The organism is Kutzneria sp. 744 (assembly GCF_000568255.1).
Classification (GTDB): Bacteria; Actinomycetota; Actinomycetes; order Mycobacteriales; family Pseudonocardiaceae; genus Kutzneria.
This window is the reverse complement of the sequence record NZ_KK037166.1, coordinates 10,736,296-10,756,997: the sequence shown is the minus strand read 5'-3', so window position 1 is coordinate 10,756,997 and position 20,702 is coordinate 10,736,296. Positions and strand designations below refer to the sequence as shown.

Sequence of the window (20,702 nt, the reverse complement as noted above, 5' to 3'; positions counted from 1 at the left end):
ACGAGGTGGCGGTCCCCCGCCTGACGCCTGCCGTGGGGTAGGTGTTGGGCGACCGCCAAGTCGACCCATGGAAAGGGGACCGCCATGACCACGGTACCGACCCTGCGCGTGGCCGAGAAACACGCCATGCCCGAGCTGCCCGACCTGCCCGAACAGGTGCGCCTGGCGTTGTCCGAGGCCGCCATCTCAGCCCGGGAGGGACTGCTGGCGATGAGCGTGGCCACCGGCCTGACGGTGATGGCCGCGATGATGGACGCGGAAATCACCGGGTTGGCAGGCCCGAAGGGCAGGCATGACGCCGACCGCGAGGCCGCGCGGCACGGCTGGGCGCCGACGTCGGTGACGCTGGGCGCCCGGCGGGTGCCGGTGCGGCGGCCGCGGGCCCGCACCGTCGACGGCCAGGAAGTGCAGTTGTCCACGTTCGCCGCGTTCGCCGCCGACGACCCGCTGGGCGAGGCGGTGATGAGCCGGATGCTGGCCGGGCTGGCCTGCCGTCGCTTCACCGCCGGGGACGAGCCGGTCGGTGAGCGGGTGGCCGCCCAGGCACGGTCGACGTCGCGCTCAGCGGAAAATAGTCCCGCCGGTTCGTCAAGGCCACCGAGACCGCACTGGCCGAGCTGCTGGCCCGCGACCTGTCGACGCTCAAGGTCGCCGCGATGATGATCGACGGGCTGCACATCGCCGAGCACCTGATGGTCGTCGCGCTGGCCATCACCACCGACGGGACCAAGGTGCCGGTCGGGCTGTATGAAGGCGACACGGAGAACACCACCGTGGTCACCGCGCTGCTGGCCGAACTGGTCGACCGCGGCCTGGATGCCTCCGACGGGCTGCTGTTCGTGCTGGACGGGTCCAAGGCGCTGTCCAAGGCAGTGCGCAAGGTGTTCGGTGCCAAGGCATTGGTTCAGCGTTGCACTGTCCACAAGCGACGGAACGTCGCTGACCACCTGCCGGAGCGGGAACGGGAACTCATTGACCGCAAGCTGGTTCGCGCGTTCACCCACCCCGACCCCGAGCTCGGCCTGCGCGCCGCCCGCGAGCTGGCCAGTGGCCTGCAGCGCACTCACCCGTCCGCCGCGGCCAGCATCCGCGAGGGCCTGGAGGAGATGTTCACCGTCCGCGGGCTGGGCGTCTGCGAGGCGCTGGAGCGCACGCTGAGCACGACCAACCCCATCGAGTCCATGATCTCCATTACCCGCACCACCCAGCGCAACGTCAAGAACTGGAAGGACGCGGCGATGGTCCGCCGCCGGCATGCTCGTCGCCGAGAGCAAGTTCCGTCGTGTCAAGGGCCACAAGGGCATGCCGCTCCTCGTGGCCGCCCTCGCCCGACACGCCCATCCCGTCAAGCCTGACACCCTCGCTGCGACCGCCTAACATGACCAACGACCGTCACCCAAGTTCAACAGCGGACGGGACATCCTCTCGCTCTGGCCGCATAGCGGCACGACCGAAAATTAGGCAACAGAGTCGTACAGGTAGATCGAAAGCGATGAACCGGACTTCGATGGCGGACTCGAACGGCTCGGCGCGGCAGATCGAGCTGCCGAGCTTACCGCCTGATGCCTTGTCCCCCGTGAGAGCTACAACCGAATGTTCTCACCACGGGGATTCCTGGATGCCCGAGGAAGGCTAGCTTTCCCGGCATGACAACGAAGACGGACACACCCAGCAAGTTCCGTTTCCCGATCCTGGTTATCGCGATGCTCGCCGTGGTGGCGATCGCGAGTCTCATCAACGCGGGCCTGTCCGGCCTCGGTCCCCTCTCGGTCGTCGGCGGTATCGCCACCGCGGCAGCCGGACTCTTCGTGTACACCCGCCTGTCGCGGCGGCTCGAACGCCGCCGCAGCGTCCCCGAGCTGGCCCGAACCGAGGCACTGCCAGGGCTCCTCCGCGGAGCCGCGATCGGCGCCGGCGCCTTCGTCACGACCATGCTGTTCATCGGGTTGTTCGGCGGCTGGGACCACTTCGCCAGTGGCTCGTTCTGGGGGTTTCTGACCAGCGTGGGCGTGATGGCCAGCGCCGCGGTCAACGAAGAGCTGCTCTTCCGCGGCGTGATCTTCCGAATCACCCAGAACCGGTTCGGCACGTGGATCGCAGTGACGCTGTCAGCGGTCCTGTTCGGCGGCTCGCACCTGCTCAACACCGGAGCGACGCTGTGGGGCGCATTCGCGATCGCCATCGAAGCCGGCGTCACGCTCGCCATCTGCTATGCCGCCACCCGCTCACTGTGGCTGCCGATCGGCTTCCACTTCGCCTGGAACCTTGTCGAATCCGGAGTTTTCGGCACCACCGTCTCCGGCGCTACGGGCACCGCGCACGGCCTGCTCACCACCACACTGTCGGGCCCCGCGCTTCTCACTGGGGGCTCCTTCGGACCCGAAGCGAGCCTCATCGCGGTGCTCGCCTGCTTGGCGCCTATCGCGTACTTCCTCCGCAAGATCAAGCGCGACAACCTGATCGTCCGGCGATCCGCAGCTCAGTCCTGAACTGCGACCAGCCCCGACTGGTACGCCAGCACCACAGCCTGAACCCGGTCACGCAGGTTGAGCTTCGTCAGGATCCGCGACATATACGTCTTCACAGTCTCCGAGCCGATCACCAGCTCCGCCGCGATCTCCGCGTTCGACAGGCCCTGCGCGACCAGCCCCAACACCTCCCGCTCGCGGGGCGCCAGGGCCTCCAGCGCCTGTCGACGTGGGGCCTCTTCGGCGGGGCGGATGCGTTCGGCGAACCGGCCGATCAGCGTGCGCGTGACAACCGGCGCCAGCAGCGACTCGCCCCTGGCGATCGTGCGAACGCCGTTGATCAGTTCCTCCGGCGGTGAATCCTTCAGGAGGAATCCGCTGGCGCCGGCCTTGAGCGCCGCGTAGACGTACTCGTCGACGTTGAAATTCGTGACGACAAGAATCTTCGCCGGGTTCGCGACCCCCGCGCCCGCCAGCCGCGTCGTCACCTCGATCCCGTCCATCAGCGGCATCTGGATGTCCATCACGATTACGTCCGGCTCGAGCCGCAGCGCCGCCTCAAGCCCGGCCGGCCCGTCCGCCGCTTCACCGACAACATCCAGGTCGGGCTGCGAGTTGAAGATCATCGCGTAACCGGCACGGATCAGCGCTTGGTCCTCGCAGATCAGCACCCTGATCATGCCCCGCTCTTCATCGGAATCCTCGCCCATACCCGGAACCCCCCATCAGCGTCGGGCCCCGTTACCAACTCGCCCCCTACGCCCTCCACTCGCTCCCGCAACCCGCTCAACCCCCGCCCACCCGAAAGCTCCCGTTCCGGCATCATTGTCCCCCCGGCGTTAGCCACCTCGATCTCCACGGCCGTCACCGAGTAACCGATCCGCACGCCCGTCGGACACCCCGCGGCGTACTTCACCGCATTGGTGAGTGCTTCCTGCACCACCCGATATCCCGCCAGCTCCATATTCTCCGGCAGTGCCATCGGGGCCCCCTCCACCACCAACTGCACCGGCTGCCCCCCGCTCTTCGTCAGAGCCACCAACTCCACGACGTCATCCAACCCGGGCACGTCACTCGCCACGGCCCGCTCACCCGTGGCCTCCAGCACGCTCAGCAACGACCGTAACTCCTTCAGGGCCCGCCGCCCCGTCATACCGATCGTGTCCAGCGACTCCGTCACGCGCTCCGGCAGGCCCGGCAGGTACTTCGTCGCACCGGCCTGCACGACGATCGAGGTCACGTGGTGGGTCACCACATCGTGCAACTCACGCGCGATGTGTGCCCGCTCCGCCGCCTTCGCACCCTCGGCCTCCAACCGCCGCCGCGCCACCTCTTCTGCGCGCCGCGCCCGCACCAATGCGCCGATCCCCACGCACACCACCAACGCCGCGTAGAACACGACAAAGTCCGCGATCCCCTCCGGCGAACGCCGCAGGACCAAGGCTAGGCAGAATCCGAGATACCCGGCGGTGCTCACGATCGCGACGGCCCAGCGGTGCCTCTCCTGCAGCGCGCCGACCGAATACAGCGCGGCCAGCAGCCCCAATGTGCCCGCCGTGGCGGGGTATGCAACCACCTCGTGCACCGCAAAACATGTCGCAATCACCGCGAACGACGCGGCGGGCCACCGCTGGCGGCCCGCGAGCGGCACCGTCATCCCCAGCGTGAGCAGGACGGCGAACACGTCGGGCGGCCGTTTCGGCAGATCCCCGAAACTCGCCCCGAGCACGGCCGGAACGGGTTAGAAAGCAGTGGCGTTCCCGTCGAACTGTGGTGGATTCACATGGAGGCAGTCTAGCCTGGCGGTTCTGCTGGATTTTGCCACGTCAAGCGATCTCTACCACACCAGCGATACGACTTCCGGGCGGATTCGACCTGGGTGCAGGGCGAATCCGACCCCGACGCGACGACCGGGCGGCACGGGCGAATGACGAGTTGGCGGCGCGGCCATCGCCCCCGACGCCGACCATTGCGCCGGGTTCGTCGGCGCGATACTGAACGGCTACACCACTATCGTCCACACCGGCTGGCCGACTGAGGGCGTTGCGGCGGGAGCGGCCGGGTAGCCGGTCGGCATGACTGTCCGATTCGGTCAGGTGAGGGTGCTGTCGCCGGCGTTGGTGGCGGTGTGCCTCGGCTACTTCATGGTCATTCTCGACAGCACGATCATCAACGTGGCGTTGCCGGCGTTGCGGCAGGACCGGCGGGCGGACGTGAGTGGTCTGCAGTGGGTGGTCGACAGTTACCTGCTGGTCCTGGCCGCCGGATTGCTGTCCTGGGGCGCGCTGGCCGATCCGTTGGGTCCGCGGCGGGTGTTCCAATAGGGGCTGGGCGTGTTCGTGCTGTCGTCGGTGGCCTGCGGGCTGGCGCCCGGGGTCGGGGTGCTGGTGGCCGCGCGGGTGGTGCAGGGAATGGGGCGGCTCTGGCGGTGCCGGCGTCACTGGCCTTGCTGCGGGGCAGCCTACGACGATCCGGACCGGCGGGCCCGCGCGGTGGGCGTGTGGGGCGGCATCGTCGGACTGGCGGCCGCGGCCGGCCCGATCCTGGGTGGGATCCTGGTCAGCGCGGCGATGGGTGTTCCTGGTCAACGTGCCGATCGGGCTGGCCGCGATGGTGCTAGGCCGACAACCCAGACGAGCAGGCGAAACGACGAGCGTTCGTCGTGGAGGCCGCTCAGCGGTTGACCGTCCTGCGGCCAACCGCGTCAGGTTCGGCTCTTCCGGTGACAGAGTCGTCAAGCCCTTCGTTCCAGGGCTGACCGACGGCACTCCGGCGGTCGGCCCCCGCGAGTACCTTGTCAGCCAGGGTTTGCCCGCCAGCCAAGCGAAAGAGAGCACGTCCCGGCCGCCGTAGCGATCGAAGCGCAGCACCGCACGCATCGTGGCGCCCGTCATCGCGCGGCTCCGACGCCAAGCGTCGTGCGCAGGAAATGCGTCGCCCGCGCGAGAGCGGCCTCGCCTTCCTCAAGCACCGCGGCGAATGCCTGGAACAGATGAGGGACACTCGGGGTGACCTCGATCGTGACCGGGACGTCGTCGGCGGCCGCGCGTGCCGCGAGCCGCAGCGCGTCGTCGAGCAGCAGTTCGTTCGAGCCGGCTTGGATCAACAACGGCGGCAGGCCGTGCAAGGTCGCAAACACCAGACTGATCAGCGGGTCCGCAGGATCCGCGGAACCAACGTAGTCCTTGGCCCGGACCGCGATCGCCTCCGCAGTGAACGACGGGTCGGCTGCGGCCTTGGTCCTCATGCTCGCCCCGCTCAGCGTCAGATCCGCATACGGCGAGAACAGGACGGCGGCGCACGGCATCGGGAGGTTGTGCTCGCGCGCACGCACCAGCAGGGCCACGGCCAGACCCGCGCCGGCGGACTCGCCGACCACCGCGATCGGCTTCGCACCGGCCTCCGAGATCTCCTCGATCAGGCCACGGTAGGAGCCCAGCGCGTCATCCAACGCGGCCGGGTACGGGTGCTCGGGCGCCAGTCGGTAGTCCACGGAGACGACGTTCATCCGGGTGCGGCGGGCGAGGTTCGACGCCAGAGCAGCCGAGGTGCGCGCCGAGCCGAGGACGTAGAAGCCACCGTGGAACCACAGCAGGGTGCCTTCCGGTTCGACGCCGTCGATGCCGACCTGCAGCACTGGCACGCCGCCGAGCGCGCCGGGGGTGAGGATGACGTCGTCGGGTAGCGGCCGGGAGGTGAGCATGCCGGCGAAGACCGCGCGCTGCTGCACGTGGTCGCCGCCGATCTGCAGCGGGCCGTTGCGGAACAGGGTGTCGAGCGCTTCGCGCTGTTCTCTACTCACAAACACCAGCGTGCCCAGCGCCAGACTATGCGGCAATGCCATAAGTCTCATACGCTGTATGCGTGCCGCGTATAGAGTCGGTGGATCTGAACCTGCTGGCGCCACTGCAGGCGCTGCTCGACGAGCGGCACGTCTCGCGCGCGGCCGACCGACTGCACATGAGCCAGCCGTCGATGAGCCGGGCGCTGCAACGGCTGCGCGCCACCCTCGGCGACGAATTGCTGGTGCGCGGGCCGAGCGGCTACCAACTCACCCCGCGGGCCGAGCGGATCAAGGCCGAGTTGCAGCACGCGCTGCCGCGCCTGGAGCACGTCTTCTCCGACGAGGAGTTCGACCCGGCCACAGCGGCACGCTCGTTCCGGCTGGCGGGCACCGACTACACGGTCACCGTGCTCAGCGGCGCGCTGCTCGCGCGGGTGTTCGCACAGTCGCCGGGATCGACCGTGTTCTTCTCCCGCTGGCACCACACGGTGTTCAGCGATGCCGAACACGGCATGGTGGACCTGCTGATCCACGGCGGTGTGGCACCGCCGCCGCTGCGTTCACAGGCACTGTTCTCACAGGAGTACGCCTGCCTGGTCGCCAGCAAGCACCCGCTGGCACAGAGTTCTGCCGTGTCGCTGGCGGACTACCTCGAATGCGCCCACATCGTCGTCGATGTCGCCGACGGGCGCCAGGGGCACGTCGATCGAAGGCTCGAAGCCCTCGGCAGGCCAAGACGAGCGAGCGTAACCGTGCCCTACCATGCGGCGGCCGCCGCCGCGGTGGCCGGATCCGCACTGGTGGCGACCCTGCCCCACAGCTTTGCGGTCCAGCACGCGACACCAGGACTCACCGCAGTGATCGCGGCGCCGGACGAGATCGGCCCGATGAGCTACGCCATGTCCTGGCATCCCCGCCTCGACGATGACGCCGCACAGCGCTGGCTCCGCTCCACGATCACCACGACGCTGAATGCCGGCTGACCCGACCTGATCCTGGTACCACATTCCGAGATCATGAGGCAGTGATGTGCCCCGAGTTTGAAGGAGTCGGCTCGTTGGACGTCAGGCCACGGGCTGAGCTGCAAGCAGCCGGTCGTCGTCGTGCCCATGACGGCGCAGCCAAGCCACGTCACCACCGCGGTACTCCTCGACCACACCAGCCGTGAGCCACACCAGAGCCGGCGACGCCCGCGACCAGTCGATCGCCCTCTTTGCCAGGATCGTGTGAGACACCCCGTGTGAGCACGAGGGGTTCCTGACCAAGGGCGGGATCGGAGATCCTTGTGCCCGTGTCCACCCCCGCTGACGACCAGCCCACCCGCTCGACCCCGCCGGCCGACCCCGCACCGCGACCCACACGGCGGGCGTTCACCCCCGAGTACAAGCTGGCGATCGTCACCGAGTACGAGAACGCCCCCAACGGCGAGAAAGGCGCGATCCTCCGCAGGGAAGGCCTGTACTCCTCCCACGTCATCGAATGGACACGAGCCCGCGACGCCGGCGCCCTGAGCCTTTCCGCGTAACTGTTCGTTGCTGTGGGTGATCATGTTGTGCGACCGTGCTCGACGTGAAGGATGACCAGTGCCGCCGCAACGATCGCGCCGATCCGCCAGGGGCAGAGGCTGATGTTGCGTAGCGCCTTGAAGCTGGTCTTGAGCAGCGAGTTTCCTCGTTCGCCGACCGCTCGTTTGCCGTTGTGGGCCTTGTTGTGGGTCTTCTGGTCCCCGGTGAGTTCGCCGTCCCGGGGTTTCTTGATCGCGACCGTGATGGTGTCGGCTTCGCCTTCGTAGCCCAGGTCGCCCAGGACCGGGCGCTCCGCGCCGGTCCAGGTGGCCAGGGCGGGCAGGATCTCGGGATGGGCGCGCAGCGCGGTGGTGTCGTGCTCTCGGCCCGGTCGCACGTCGGAGGTCCACAGTGGCCAGCCGTCGGGGGCGGTGATGACCTGGACGTTCCCGCCGTGGTTGGCGTGTTTTCCCGACCACCACAGGTCCACGCCGGGGGTGGGTCCGGGGGTGCGGCAGCGGTCGGTCTCGATCAGCGTGCCGTCGATGCTGATGTGGCCGTGGCCGGCCATCTTCGCGGCCAGCAGGGCCGATTCGAGCGCTGGCGCTTGAGCCGCCAGGACCGTGAACCCCTCGTCGAGGTAGTCATAGGCGGTGGACCCGCTGATGTGGTTGTCGGTGGCCAGTTGTCGGACGCGGGTGGCGTCCAGGAACCAGCGCAGGACGAGAACTGCCTGGTTGAAGGGGCTTAGCGCCCGGGTGCCGGTGCGAGTGCCCCGGCAGAGGCGTTCGGCGTGCAGCAGGCCGGACAGGTACAACACGGTCTGGTCGCGTACGGGCAGGGTGGCGGTGTATGTCACACTCATCGGGCGCAGAACCTCTATGAAGTTGATCTCGGAAGGACCACCTTCATACCGGGGTTCTGCGTTTTGTGTTGTACCGCAACGGGTTCGGCGTGTCGCCGCACATCCTACGCACTGTCACCAACGGTTACGCGGAAAGCCTCCCTGACCACCGGACCCACAGACCCCGCCGCCCCTGCCCGGCGCCCCAAGAAGACAGCCGAGCAGATCGAGCTGGACAAACTCCGCCGCCGCAACGCACAACTGGAAGCCGACCTCACCAAGACCCGACTCGCGCTGGACATCATGGGAAAAGCACACGCACTCTTGGAAGAACTCTCCGAGAGTGCGGACACCGACGAGCCGCCGACGACATCATGACGACCGCGTTCACCGAGCTGCGCGACGCCCATACCTCGGTGCAGAAAGCCTGCGCGCTGACCGGCATTCCCCGCGCCACCCACTATCGACGCGCCAGCCCGACAGGCCCGATGCACGGCCCATGGCTGCCCCGCACCCCACCGCCGGCGGCCTTGGCCGACGCCGAGCGGGCGGCCGTGCTCGCCCTGCTGACCAGCCCCGCCTACCGGGACCTGGCCATCCCCCAGGTCTGGGCCCGCGAGCTGGACGAAGGCCGCTACCACTGCTCGATCTCCACCATGTACCGGATCGCCCGCGCCGCCAGGCAGGTGTCCGAACGCCGCCGGCACGCCACCCACCCGCCCCGGGTCCGCCCGGAGCTGGTCGCCCGCGGCCCCAGCGAGGTGTGGTCCTGGGACATCACCGCGCTGAAAGGGCCCGCGAAGGGGATCTGGTACAAGTGCTACGTCATCCTGGACATCTTCTCCCGGTACGTCACCGGTTGGCTGGTCGCCGCGGCCGAGGACGCGGTCGTGGCCAAGGACTTCCTCGCCGACGCGGTGCGCCGTAACGGCTGCGAGCCACACACGATCCACGCCGACCGCGGCGGGGCGATGGTGTCCAAGCCGGTGTCCGAACTCCTGGTGGACCTGGGTGTCCTGCGGTCTCACTCCCGGCCGCGCACCTCGAACGACAACCCGTACTCCGAAGCGCAGTTCAAGACGATGAAGTACGTGCCGGACTTTCCCGACCGGTTCGGGTCACTGGCCGACGCCCGCGCGTTCTGCGAGGGTTTCTTCCTGGCCTACAACCATGAGCACCGGCATTCCGGAATCGGGATGCACACCCCGGCCTCGGTCCACTTCGGGACCGCGCAGCAGATCCGTGTCCAGCGGCAGGCCACGCTCAACCGGGCCTACGCCGCGCACCCTGAGCGCTTCGCCCGCCGGCCCCGCCCGCCCGTGCTGCCGGAGGTGGCCTGGATCAACCAGCCCGTCCACCAACAGTCGCAACCAGCCTCGTAGGCCACAACAGTCTCAATTGGACTTGACAACTACCGGATCACCCCGGCCGCGCCGAGCAGGTCCAGCATCGTCTCGTGCAGCCGGGAGCCCAGGCTGTCCAACGTCTCCACGGCCCAGTCGTGGTGGAGACGTTGTAGTTCGACCGCTCGTTCACACGGGTCCGTCCCTCGTCGCGGCGGCCGAGCCGGGCCGAGAGGTAGCCCACGGCGTTGAGCGCTTGGGGCTCGAAGCGGCACGTCTGAGCCGAGACCGACCGTCACGGACGAAACACCTTGTATGGCGGGAAAAGCCGCCCGGTGGCCGCGAAGGAAGGCAGCACTCCCACCGTGTACCAGGCCAACGCGGCGGCTCCGACGGCCAGCGGCTCGTCGACGGCGGAGATCTCCACCGACACGCCCTGCGAGGTGGCGATGTCCATCGCCACCTCGGGCGAGTCCCGCATGTCGGCGGCCACCCTGATCACCTCGACGCCGACACCGGCCGCCCGGAGGTCATCGACGTCGCGACCGGGCGAGCAGCCAGTGGCCGCCGATGCCCATCGTGGACGAGACCGACCGAACGGGGCGATCTCCCAAGGCGCACAACACACCCAGCCGGCTCGGATGCCATGGTCGCGTCCGGCCGGTGCAGCCCCATGGCGAGCGGCGCCAGGCAGGCGCCGGACGCGCCGACCACGACGGCCTGCCACGGTCAAGGCCGGCGAGTTCGGCGGCCTCCTCGACGAGCGGAAAAACTCTGATCGGGGCGGGTCAGCGGCGGCAGCTGGTGCGGCCACAGCCCGAGCGGCCGCAGCACCGCCATCGACCAGTCCATCGACTCCCGGTCGAGCAGGCCCATGGCGGACGCGCCGGAAAGATCGGCCACCAGCCGCCCGTGGAACCGGGACCACGAAGTCTTTGAGCCCGCACCAGTGCGACCGCCGGAGCATGTCGTCATGGGAGATGAACGTAGATCCGGAGGAGAGTCATACATTCACCGTAGGACTCACCGACAAAACATCGAACCCTGTGGCAGTAATCCCCTCGTCTTCCCCCTGGGACAGTCAGCACGGGACTGACCTGGCTAACGGCAGTTTTCAAGTGATTTCTAGGGCTCCTGTCTTAGGTGTAGCTACGTCTGCCAAGACTTATCTGCGCAAAAGGTGTCCAATGGTGATTATTTATCCCGCCTGTCCCATGCTCTCACGAAGTACTTGAACCCATACCCCATGTACCAGTATCTTGGGAGGCATCTTGAAAATGATACTGAACCTATGGTAACATGAGCAGCCCTCATGAGGATTTAGCGCGTGGGCGCCGGTCGAGGCCGTCCGTGACATCGGACGAATACCGTGCGCAGGTGGTGTCCAACACCTCGAAGTCCTCGGTGACCGAGACGACGACGACGCGGTCGGCGCCGATCTCGACCCCGATGGCGGCACTGTCGAACCGATCGTTCCACCACATCCCACCACGATGCCTCGGCGCACGCCCACCGGACACCCGACGAACGCGGAATCGGCTCCGCATCGTTGTGACCCGGCGCCGGTTCTCCGCGTACTTCGGACGGATCCCAGGCCCGCGCGGGTTACGGCCGGCCGGCCCGGATCCGATCATGAACCTCGTCCGCACGACGGCGTGGTCGCCGCGCTCGTCCGCCGCGGCGCGGCCACGTGGCCGCACGCACCGAAAGGCACACTCGTGGATCTCCGTCCACCGGCCACCGACCGGACGACGATGTCGGTGAAGATCGTGGTCGTCGGCGGCCCGCGAGCGGGTAAGACCGCTTTTCTGCGGTCGGCCGCGGCGGCCGCGCCGTCGACACTGCCGGGGACGGCGATCGCCGCCGATGCCACGGATTTCGTTCGCGTCCAACTGGACGAGGAACTGGCCCTGCATCTGGTCACGGCGGCCGGACCCGCTCTTTCCTCGACGTGGGGCCAGTTCGGGACCGGCGCGGTCGGCGTCGTGCTGCTCGTCGACAACCGCCGGGTGGCCGACGCGTGCCGGTCCGTCGCCTTCCTCGCCGGACAGGGGCTGCCGTACGTCGTGGCGGTCAACCGTTTCGACCGGAAGCGGTGTGCCCGGATCGCCGAGGCTCGCCAGGCTCTCGGTGTCGACCTGTCGGTGCCGGTCCTCGCGTGCGATCCCCGCGTTCAGGCACCCGTGCGCAGGACACTGGTCGCCCTGATCGAGCACACGATAGACCGACACCTTTCAGTGCCGCGCGACCTCACCATCGGCGCCGGCCACATCGCCGGTCCCCCAACGGATTCGGCACGGTCCGACGACCCGGGGCGTCAGTTCGGTTCCGCATCGCCCGTGCCGCCGGCGAACTACGGCGCGCCCTTCGCCAGCCGAATCACGTTGTAGCCCGAGCGCACCGGGCAAGGATCTCGGCCGGCACACGCGACGAGGACATGACGCCTCATTATTTTTCGGAAGTCCGGCGCATTCCTTGACCGGCTCATGGGTCCGGCCAAGACTTCGTGGACACCATGACGCCGACGAACGTGTTCGACCAGCAAAGGCGGTCCTCCATGCAACTCCGCACGACGCGCCGCGGTCTCCTGCTCGCCGCCGCGGCAGGACTCGCGGTCACGCTCGCCTCCCCGCCGTCGATCAGCCACGCCGCGCCCGCGCAGACCGTACTGAGTGGCTCGTTCGCCAACACCTCGACGTTGCAGGCGAACTGGGACTACCTCTACCCGTGGGGCTCGGACCACAACGGGTCCGCCCGCATGAGCGCCGGTCAGGTCTCCGCCTCCGGCGGCGTGCTCACGTTGACCGCCAACAAGATCACCAAGGACGAGGGCACCAGCAGCTCTCCGCCGCACCTGCACATCAACTACCACTCGGGCGCCGTGCACGCCAAGCAGCAGGTCACCGTCAGCGCGGCACATCCCAGCTGGGACGTCAGCGGCCAGTTCCAGGCCCCGGCGGTCCGCGGCGCCTGGCCCGCGTTCTGGCTCACCGCCGTCAACGGCTGGCCGCCGGAGAGCGACATCCTGGAGTTCAAGGGCCAGAACACCAACTGGTTCAACACCTTCCGCACCTCCTCCGACGTGTCGACGACCAAGGTGTCGGTGTCCAGCCCTGGCTCCTGGCACACCTACCGCGCCGTGCTCACCAAGGTGAGCGCCACCGACGTCGACATCCACTACTACTTCGACGGCGTGCAGCAGGGCGTGCACCACGCGACCGGGTTCGTCGACAAGCCGATGTGGATCATCATCAACCTCCAGATGGAGGGGTCCTCGGGTTCTCCCGGCCCCGGCGGCGCCACGGTGTACCGCGCGCGGAACGTCGTGGTCAGCCGCACGTAGCAACCCTCGTGTCCGGCGCCGCCCGTCGGCGCCGGACACGGGCGTCGTGATGGTGGGCGCCCGTCGACATCCGCACGGCCGCGAGCGCGACGACGCCGGTCGTCAACTGCCCCGCCGGCAGGACACATGCGGGCCACCGTGCTCGACCAGCGCGGCCAGCGTCCACTCGGCCGACTGACGATCACGGGCGTCGCAGCGGACGACCGGCGCCGACGAACTGAGCGCAAGCGCGCCGCGGACGTCCTCGACCCGAAGGTCCTGGTCGAGACGGGTGACTGCGACGAGATATGGCATGTGCCGTCGAGCAAGGAAGTCGATCGAGGCGGACACCGTGTCCAACCGGCAGGCGTCCGCGAGCAGCACGACGCCGATAGCGCCGCGCGCGAAGTGATCCCAGGTCGCCCACAGCGCCGGCCCGCTCGCGGCCGAGAGCAGGTTCACCACGAGGTCGCCGCTCAGCTGGATCCGGCTGAACTCGAAGGCCACGCCGCTGAGTCCGTCCGCGGTCGCGCCCAGTCGAACGACCGTGCTTGGCGGGGAGATCCGGGAGGCCGACCGCAGGAAAGCGGTCTTGCCCACGCCGGGCGCGCCGACGACCAAGATCGTCGCGGACGTCATCGCCGGCTCGGCGTTCGGCGCATCGAGTTTCACGAGGGAGCCTTTCGCGGACGCGGCGGTTCCGACGCCGCGCGATACCAGGTCGGTCCACGTCGGACGGTCATGATCACGTCTGGGACCTGGGTGAACATAACCTCGGCGGGCCACGGGGTCCATCCGCACAGCGAGGAGGAACGTCGCTGACGACGCGGCCCGCCGTCCCTGCCTGGCTTCCTGGGCGCGCCCGCCGCGCCTCGACGGATCGGTCGCGACCGCGCTGATGCCGTTCGGACTTCGCCCGGACCAGCTACTGCCACAGCCCGGCCGCCGAGGCGGCGCACGCCGAAGGGGTGGGTCCGTGTTCTCACGGACCCACCCCTTGTCCCCGTGATTCCCACGGGTCCCGCTCGACCGATCCGGGTCAGTCCGGCGTGCAGGGGCTGTGCGGCCCGGTGACGTTCCCGTTGCCGCTGGCCGGGGCGCGGTAGCACCAGTCCCGGTTGTTGGCCAGGTCGACGCCGATCATCTGCTGGCCGCGGTCGGCCGCGGTGAAGCGTGTCGAGGTGGCGTTGTTGGGCACCCAGAACAGGAACTTCTGCCCCGCCGCCCTCGTCTGGCACGAGTGACCGACCTCGGCGCCCTGCCCGTCCCTCGCCGTGGCGCACACGAACAGGACGACCGACTTGTTGGCGAGCAGGACGAAGTGGTTGGTCGGCCCCGCCGTGGCGGTCGAGGCGCTGGTGAGCGCGGCCGTGACGACGAGGGCACCGGCGATGGCGCTTCGTGCGACGTGCTTCAGTTTCATCCTCATCCCTCACATCATTGTGTCTACTCTTGCCCAGGGACTGCAAAAGGAAATTTACCGACCGGACGAGGCTGAGATAATGCGGAGAACGAGACAATAAATCCGAAAAACACCGAAGGGGTGATACCGCAGGGTGATTTCAATGTCGGTTTGCGTTGGTAGCGGCCGCGATGATCGGCAGGATCCGGGCCCGATCAGCGGTGATGCGTTGCAGGGTGCGGGTGATCTGGGTGACGCCGGCCAGGCGTAGCAAGCCCAGCGCCAGGTTGCGCAGGGTCGCCATCACCTGGGCTCCGGTGCCCGCGTAGGCGTGCTGGTGGTCTTCGCGGTAGACGACATCGCGTACCCAATGGCTCTTGTTCTCGATGCGCCAGTGATTGCGGACCAAACCGGCGATCTGTTCGGGGGTGGCCCGCTCGGCGGTCAGACTGGTGACGCCGTGCACGACCTCTTTGGACAGTCGGCGGCCGAGGTGGTCGAAAGTGTCTCGGCGGATCCGGAACACCTGTGCCACACCAGGAAAGTCGACCCCGTCGGCGGGCGCGACCCAGATGGCCCGACGCACGACCCGGCCGTGGCCACGGTCGTCGGTGACGTGGTGCTCGCTGCCCGGCGCGGCCGGCGGCAACACCGCGGTGGCCTGGGCGAGCAGGCCGGGGTGGTTGCCTTTCACGGTGAGCACGTAGTGACCGCCGCGCTCGGTCGTGATGTGCGAGGCGGTGCCGTGGCAGGCGTGTGCCGCGTCCCCGGTCACCACCACACCGCGCAGATCCACGCCGTCCAGCAATGCTGGGACCTGGGTGATTTCGTTGGTGCCGGCGGGAATCCGGTGCTGGGCGATCACGATGGCCTCGGCGTGGGTCAGCGCGGAGAACAGCTTGATCTCGTTGCCTTCCGGGCCGCCGGGTTCGATGGTGTTGCGGATGGTCTTTCCGTCCATCGCGACCGCGACCAGTGTGTCGGCCAGCACGCCGGCCGCGTCTCGGGCGGTCGTGCGGGCCAGGGCTTCGGCCCGCAGCCAGGCGCTGACCTGGTGGTCGGTGGCGTCTGCGTCGATGCCGTGCGCGACGCGGCGGATCGTGGCGGCGCTGGGGACCACGTGTTCACCGGTTCTTGGATGGACACGGCATCCCGCCAGGGTCAACAGGTCCGAGGGCAGTTCCGCGCTGCGGTCGGCGATTTCCCGGAAGTTGCGGGCGCCGGCCAGCACTGCGAGGACCATCACGGTCAGCACGGCGCTGATCTGGTGGCGGATTCCCCGCAGTTTGCGCGGGTCGGCTATCCCGTCGAGCATGTCGGCCAGCGCCCGGACACCGGCGACACCCGCGTCGGGGTGGCCGGTCGTCGAACAGCGCGAATCCAGGGCATGCGACACTGACAACGGTGGCCTCTTGTTCTGCGACGTGCTTGGTGTGAGAACCCGCATCTTCGCAGGTGAGAGGCCATCACCTTGTCTCGGTGTCACATGTCGACAGCGCCCCGGCCGGACTTCACGCCAAGATCACAAACTTTGAAATTCCCCTGGGTGATACCGCATGCCCCCACCGGGAAGCGTGCCGCGAGAATCGCCCGCGCCGAATGCGACGGCGAACACTGCCGACGAGTCGGGCGCGGCGCCATCGCCCGGCACGCCTACTCACGTCGCCCAGGTCGGCCCTTGTTCTCCTGTCCTCGACGGAGTGGAAAGTTCCGCGTTGTGCGGAATCCTCGGGCTCCTCCGCCGGCACGCCGCGCCGGATACCCGCCGGGCCGGTAGCGTCACCTCTGCTCAGGAGGTACCGACGCCCTCTTGCCGTGACATGGCCCGGCAGGCGCAGGTTTCCAGGGCTACCGCCTCGCGAGCCCGGCGCGGGTTGCCGTCGGCAACGCCGGCCGAGCCGCAAGACGCGAAGGAAGCCGGACCCGCGGTTCAGCATTTCTCGGATTGCAATCCGTAACTCACCGAACGTGCCGAGATGAGCGGCACATCGCCTGTGACCCGCGGCTATGCGACGCTTACACTGTGCACAAGGAGCGCCGACGTACAAATCCAACGCCATGAGTGCGCGCATTTCACGCGAGAGGGATCCACGATTGATGTCCGCGCCCGAAAGCGTGCCGATGAACTGCCTCAGCGCCGATATCTGGGACCGCGTTCTCGGCACGGTCGACCGCGTTTCCCCGGCCCGCCGGAGGAAAGCCACCGAGATGGTGAAGGTGGCAATCCAGTTGATGGCCGGGAACACCGAGCGCGATGAATGGGACGCGCGGGAGATCGCCGCGGTCCGCACCATGGGCCACAGTTGGGCCCTCGAGGGCTGGCCACTGGACGAGTTGCTCGAACTGTTGGGCCGGGTCTGTGAGGAGGCCGTCGCGGCCGGGGCCGGCGTGCCCGGCGTCCCCCCTGACCGGCTCAGGGCGCTCGCCGAGTGCAACAACAGGTTCATGCGCGAGCTGCTGCGCGGCTACCAGGAGGTTCCCCACACCTCGCCCCGGCAGCGTCCGACGCACCGCGCGGACGCGGTGGCGCTGCTGCGCGGGCAGGTGGGGTCGGACGACGGCCGGTTCGCCGGTGCCTACGCGGTGATGGTGTTCCGCACCGTGAACCCGGCCCGGACCAAACCCGTCCCGGTCCGCGAGTTCGGTGCGGACGTCCTCTCGATCGTCTGTGAGCAGGGCGGATACGCGCTCGTGCCCGCCGAGGACGACGGCGCCTGGCTGAAGCGGTGCAAGCGCATCCATGCCCTGCTGCCCGAGGCGAGCTGGGCCGGGGTCTCCCGGCAGAAGGTCCGTCAGGTGCCGGCCGGGCGCGGCGAGGCGATGCACGTGGTGGTCTCGGCGCTCGCGGCCAGACGGCCCCCGGGCTGCTATCTACTGGGCGACGTCCTGGTGGAGTACGCGGTCCTGACCCAGCCGTCGGTGGCCGGCCTGCTGGTGTCGAAGATCGAACCCGTCACGCGGAACCCGGCGCTGGTCGCCACCCTGCGGCAGTTGCTGGCCGCGGACGGCAACCGGTCGAGGGCGGCCGCGGACCTGATCATCCACCGCAGCACGCTGGACTACCGGTTGCGCAGGATCGAACAACTGACCGGGCACGACCCGACTTCGGTGCGGGGCCTCCAGGTCCTCGGAGCCGCGATCACCGCGCACGAGGCGGCGACCATGCCACTGCCCCCGCTGCGGCTGGACGGCTTCGGCGGCTGAGCCCGGACCGGAGAGGACGGCCGGCGGGCCGGTAGCCGTGCCGCGGAGATCGACGGTCTCAGCGGCAACGGCCCGACCAGCGCGCGGACCGCGGCGACACCGTCGTGCCCGGGCTCCCTGACCGTCACGGCGTGGGCATGGGGATTCCCATGCCGCGCCGGCGGATCACCTCCGCGACCGTGCTCGCCGTCATCGCCGCACTGAGCACCTGCGCTCCCCTGCCGCTCATCGGGTTGTGCCCCGTGACCTCCTCGATCCGCCTGATCCGGTAGTCCAAAGTAGACCGGTGGATGAACAGCGCCTGGGCGGCGAGGTTGCGGTTGAAGTCCGACTCGATCAGCGCGGCCAGCGTCCGGCGCAGCATGTCGTTGGCCAGCAACGGCTTGACGATCGCCAACAGGCTGTCGACCACGGCGGACTGGCGCAGCACGGCGTACTCGATCAGGAAGTCGTTCAGGCGGAACACGCCGGGGCGGCGGCCGGCGGCGGATGCCAGCGTCAGCACGTCGGTCGCCTCCTCGTACCCGGACGCGATCCGCTCCCGGGACCGGTGCGCCGTCGCACACCTGACGGCGACGCCCAGACCGGCCGCACACCGCTCGGCCGCCCGCTCGGCCGGGTAGTCCAGCGACCCGGGACGAGCAGGACCCGTCCCCGTCCAGCAGGCGACCGAAATGCCCGTGCGTTCGTATTCCTCCAGCAGCCCGGCCATCCGCTGCTGGGGCGCGTCGTCGGCCGGTCTCAGCACCATTTATGTCGTTTTTGGCGGCCAGCTCGTGCTCCGTTGTTTTGCCGGCACCTCGCCACCGAGGACCAACCGGCGCACCAGCTCGCGCCTGGGCCGTGTGCCCTGGTGCGCGCCGGCCTCGCCCGTCGCGGCGAGCAGATCCCGCAACACCAGGTTTCCCGCGGTCACCAGGATCGGCAGCGTCTCCGGGCACCGCCTGGCGACGACGCCGTCCACGGTGTGAGCGGCGATCCGGCCGAGATGGTCGGCGGCCTCGTCGGCGCAGCCGCCCGCAGCTGCGAGGGTCCGCGCGGCTGCCCTCACCCGGGCGCGCTGGCCCGGCGTGACGCCGGGCGCGCCGGCCAGGATCTGCCCGTACACCGCGGCCACCTCCCCGTAGAGCGCCCGGGCCGCGGGACGGGCCGCGGCGGTCAACACGTCCAGGCTCAGCCGGTCGGCGAGCGCCGTCAGCTCGTCCCCGATAGTCGCCGCCCTCGGCCACACCTGGCCGGGCCGGTCGTCTAGCACCGTCATGCTGGGCCCCGTTCATGTCGAAACACAATGCGCGCGGCGAGACACAACACCTCGTTAACCGAGCGAAATATGCACGAATCCGTACGTGAATTGCCGGCGCCGCGAGTTCACCTGCTCATCATTGTAGAAAAACACCAGGTCAGACGGGCGAGATCGGACGAGAGCGGAAGTGCGAGCGGGAAACCCCTCAGCAGTCACACATCTCTTCGCGGCAGGAGAAATGGGATCGGCGCTCGCCGAGCCACCCCGTTACGGCGGCCGGCGGCAGATATGCGCCGCCGACCGGCCGGCGCGGATGCGACGACGATCCGCGGGGACTGCCGCACCGACCGGCGGCGCGCCGCGCTCGCCCGGTCGGCGGCGCGGAACCCGCGCGGATCAGATCATGGCCTCGTCGAAGTCCTCGGCGGTCAGCAGGGTGAGCTCGGCCGTGGCCATCGAGCCCGACAGCGCCAGCCGCGACGCCTGCCGGTCGGCCATCACCTCGAACACCTTGCGCGCGGTGCGTCCGTTTCCGAACGTGCCGTCCTTCGGAATCCGTTCGAAGTAGTCCCGCAACAGCTCCGAGGCGGCGTCCTCGACGCGATAGTCGTGCCGCTTGCAGTGCTGGCGGACGATCGTCACCAGTTCGTCGGGCGAGTAGTTCGCGAACTCGATCGTCCGGCTGAACCGTGACTCCAGGCCGGGGTTGGCGCCCAGGAACTCGCGCATCTGCGCGGAGTACCCCGCGGCGATCACCACCACGTCCTCGCGGTGGTCCTCCATCAGCTTGAGCAGGGTGTCGATCGCCTCGCGGCCGAAGTCGGGCCCGGTGCCGCCCTGCCCGGCGCTGAGTGTGTACGCCTCGTCGACGAACAGCACCCCGCCAAGGGCGGTGGTGAACACCTCCGTGGTCTTGATCGCGGTGCCGCCGATGATCTGCGCGACGAGGTCCGCCCTGGCCACCTCGACCAGATGGCCCGAGCGCAGCACGCCCAGGTCGGCCAGGACCGCGCCGTACAGCCGGGCGACGGTGGTCTTGCCGGTGCCCGGGGCCCCGGCGAAGACGAGGTGGCGGGCCATCGGCGGGGCCGACAGGCCCGCCTCCTGCCGGCGTTTGGCCATCAGGTTCAGGTTGACCAGCGAGCTGACCTCCCGCTTGACCCCGTCCAGGCCGACCAGCGAGTTCAGCTCGCTCAACGGGTCGCTCGGCGTCCGCGCCGTCGACTGCGCCGGCGCGGCGGGCGCCGGCGCCTGAGCGGTCACGGACGCGGCGGCGGCCGATCCGTAGGCGTCGCGCACCCCGTTGCCCTCGCTGCGCAGCCGGCGACCGTCAGGTTCGCGCTCGGCCGGCCCTGGCGCAGGCCGGAGCCGCCGGTTGTCGCGGACCACGCACTCCATGAGCCGCACCAGGTCATCGCTGAGCACGTGGATCCCGTCGCCGCCGTTGGCCATGAACTCGGAGTGCTCCAGGGTCGCGGTCGCCCCCGCCCCGACGTGGCAGCCGCTGGCCTTGCTCTCGCGCACCCGGCATCGGGTCACGACGGCCTCGGCGCCGGCGGCCAGGTGCAGGCCGTCGCCGCCGACCTC

General features: G+C 69.0%; 20 protein-coding genes and 2 pseudogenes. 9 read left to right on the top strand and 13 right to left on the bottom strand.

Going from position 1 to position 20,702, the window contains the following annotated elements; genetic code table 11:
• Window positions 1–84 precede the first annotated feature (84 nt).
• Both KUTG_RS48730 and KUTG_RS48725 read left to right on the top strand, forming a co-directional pair.
• Window positions 85–1,377: pseudogene (locus KUTG_RS48730) on the top strand (IS256 family transposase).
• Window positions 1,378–1,703: 326 nt separating this feature from the next.
• Window positions 1,704–2,489: a CPBP family intramembrane glutamic endopeptidase gene (locus KUTG_RS48725; protein ID WP_043726777.1), complete on the top strand. Its 786-nt coding sequence runs from the start codon at window positions 1,704–1,706 to the stop codon at window positions 2,487–2,489.
• Here the strand turns inward: KUTG_RS48725 and KUTG_RS48720 are convergent.
• Window positions 2,480–3,148, bottom strand: coding sequence for a response regulator (locus KUTG_RS48720; protein ID WP_052396341.1), 669 nt, complete (start codon window positions 3,146–3,148; stop codon window positions 2,480–2,482). The two genes, KUTG_RS48725 and KUTG_RS48720, sit on opposite strands and share 10 nt — an antisense overlap.
• Complete coding sequence (locus tag KUTG_RS48715; RefSeq protein ID WP_052396340.1) at window positions 3,145–4,197, bottom strand: sensor histidine kinase; 1,053 nt, start codon at window positions 4,195–4,197, stop codon at window positions 3,145–3,147. The genes KUTG_RS48720 and KUTG_RS48715 overlap by 4 nt, the downstream gene beginning before the upstream one ends.
• 346 nt (window positions 4,198–4,543) lie before the next feature.
• Between KUTG_RS48715 and KUTG_RS62675 the strand changes: the two genes are divergently transcribed.
• On the top strand, window positions 4,544–4,792 hold the full coding sequence (locus tag KUTG_RS62675; RefSeq protein ID WP_198047626.1) for an MFS transporter: 249 nt from the start codon (window positions 4,544–4,546) through the stop codon (window positions 4,790–4,792).
• Between the two features lie 566 nt (window positions 4,793–5,358).
• Here the strand turns inward: KUTG_RS62675 and KUTG_RS48705 are convergent.
• Window positions 5,359–6,312, bottom strand: a complete 954-nt coding sequence (locus KUTG_RS48705; RefSeq protein ID WP_232241356.1) for an alpha/beta hydrolase — start codon at window positions 6,310–6,312, stop codon at window positions 5,359–5,361.
• Window positions 6,313–6,332: 20 nt separating this feature from the next.
• On the opposite strand from KUTG_RS48705, the gene KUTG_RS48700 reads away from it, so the two are divergent.
• Window positions 6,333–7,235, top strand: coding sequence for a LysR family transcriptional regulator (locus KUTG_RS48700; protein WP_043726773.1), 903 nt, complete (start codon window positions 6,333–6,335; stop codon window positions 7,233–7,235).
• A 377-nt stretch (window positions 7,236–7,612) separates the two neighbouring features.
• Window positions 7,613–7,765: pseudogene (locus KUTG_RS48695) on the top strand (IS3 family transposase); the annotation flags it as partial.
• A 32-nt stretch (window positions 7,766–7,797) separates the two neighbouring features.
• Here KUTG_RS48695 and KUTG_RS48690 read toward each other — a convergent pair.
• Window positions 7,798–8,622: a transposase family protein gene (locus KUTG_RS48690; protein WP_043719977.1), complete on the bottom strand. Its 825-nt coding sequence runs from the start codon at window positions 8,620–8,622 to the stop codon at window positions 7,798–7,800.
• Window positions 8,623–8,975: 353 nt separating this feature from the next.
• Between KUTG_RS48690 and KUTG_RS48685 the strand changes: the two genes are divergently transcribed.
• Entirely contained in the window at window positions 8,976–9,983 is a 1,008-nt protein-coding gene (locus tag KUTG_RS48685; RefSeq protein ID WP_043724064.1) for a DDE-type integrase/transposase/recombinase, read from the top strand.
• 256 nt (window positions 9,984–10,239) lie between these two features.
• Here the strand turns inward: KUTG_RS48685 and KUTG_RS48680 are convergent, their stop codons facing one another.
• The 3 genes from KUTG_RS48680 to KUTG_RS60060 form a co-directional block, all read right to left on the bottom strand.
• Complete coding sequence (locus tag KUTG_RS48680) at window positions 10,240–10,437, bottom strand: hypothetical protein (RefSeq protein WP_043726772.1); 198 nt, start codon at window positions 10,435–10,437, stop codon at window positions 10,240–10,242.
• 236 nt (window positions 10,438–10,673) lie between these two features.
• Window positions 10,674–10,847 carry a hypothetical protein gene (locus KUTG_RS60065; protein WP_157495347.1) on the bottom strand — a complete coding sequence of 58 codons (174 nt, stop codon included), beginning with the start codon at window positions 10,845–10,847 and terminating at the stop codon, window positions 10,674–10,676.
• Between the two features lie 407 nt (window positions 10,848–11,254).
• Complete coding sequence (locus tag KUTG_RS60060; RefSeq protein ID WP_157495346.1) at window positions 11,255–11,428, bottom strand: hypothetical protein; 174 nt, start codon at window positions 11,426–11,428, stop codon at window positions 11,255–11,257.
• A 234-nt stretch (window positions 11,429–11,662) separates the two neighbouring features.
• On the opposite strand from KUTG_RS60060, the gene KUTG_RS48675 reads away from it, so the two are divergent.
• Complete coding sequence (locus tag KUTG_RS48675) at window positions 11,663–12,334, top strand: GTP-binding protein (RefSeq protein WP_157495345.1); 672 nt, start codon at window positions 11,663–11,665, stop codon at window positions 12,332–12,334.
• A 125-nt stretch (window positions 12,335–12,459) separates the two neighbouring features.
• Window positions 12,460–13,287, top strand: a complete 828-nt coding sequence (locus KUTG_RS48670; RefSeq protein ID WP_232241355.1) for a glycoside hydrolase family 16 protein — start codon at window positions 12,460–12,462, stop codon at window positions 13,285–13,287.
• A 102-nt stretch (window positions 13,288–13,389) separates the two neighbouring features.
• Here KUTG_RS48670 and KUTG_RS48665 read toward each other — a convergent pair whose 3' ends face one another.
• From KUTG_RS48665 to KUTG_RS48655, 3 genes are all read right to left on the bottom strand, one after another.
• Window positions 13,390–13,938: a GTP-binding protein gene (locus tag KUTG_RS48665; protein ID WP_052396338.1), complete on the bottom strand. Its 549-nt coding sequence runs from the start codon at window positions 13,936–13,938 to the stop codon at window positions 13,390–13,392.
• A 367-nt stretch (window positions 13,939–14,305) separates the two neighbouring features.
• Entirely contained in the window at window positions 14,306–14,695 is a 390-nt protein-coding gene (locus KUTG_RS48660) for a hypothetical protein (protein WP_198047624.1), read from the bottom strand.
• A gap of 133 nt (window positions 14,696–14,828) precedes the next feature.
• Window positions 14,829–16,064 (bottom strand): ISAs1 family transposase, encoded by a 1,236-nt coding sequence (locus KUTG_RS48655; protein ID WP_052396337.1) that lies wholly within the window; start codon window positions 16,062–16,064, stop codon window positions 14,829–14,831.
• Window positions 16,065–16,765: 701 nt separating this feature from the next.
• On the opposite strand from KUTG_RS48655, the gene KUTG_RS54980 reads away from it, so the two are divergent.
• On the top strand, window positions 16,766–17,872 hold the full coding sequence (locus tag KUTG_RS54980) for a PucR family transcriptional regulator (RefSeq protein ID WP_052396336.1): 1,107 nt from the start codon (window positions 16,766–16,768) through the stop codon (window positions 17,870–17,872).
• 124 nt (window positions 17,873–17,996) lie between these two features.
• Here the strand turns inward: KUTG_RS54980 and KUTG_RS54975 are convergent, their stop codons facing one another.
• From KUTG_RS54975 to KUTG_RS48635, 3 genes are all read right to left on the bottom strand, one after another.
• Complete coding sequence (locus KUTG_RS54975; protein WP_052396335.1) at window positions 17,997–18,623, bottom strand: PucR family transcriptional regulator; 627 nt, start codon at window positions 18,621–18,623, stop codon at window positions 17,997–17,999.
• The gene (locus KUTG_RS48640; RefSeq protein WP_043726763.1) at window positions 18,624–19,133 is read right to left on the bottom strand and encodes a hypothetical protein; all 510 of its coding nucleotides are present in this window, start codon (window positions 19,131–19,133) and stop codon (window positions 18,624–18,626) included.
• Window positions 19,134–19,511: 378 nt separating this feature from the next.
• Window positions 19,512–20,702, bottom strand: a 1,191-nt coding sequence (locus KUTG_RS48635; protein WP_157495729.1) for an AAA family ATPase, incomplete at its 5' end; no start/stop codon positions are given.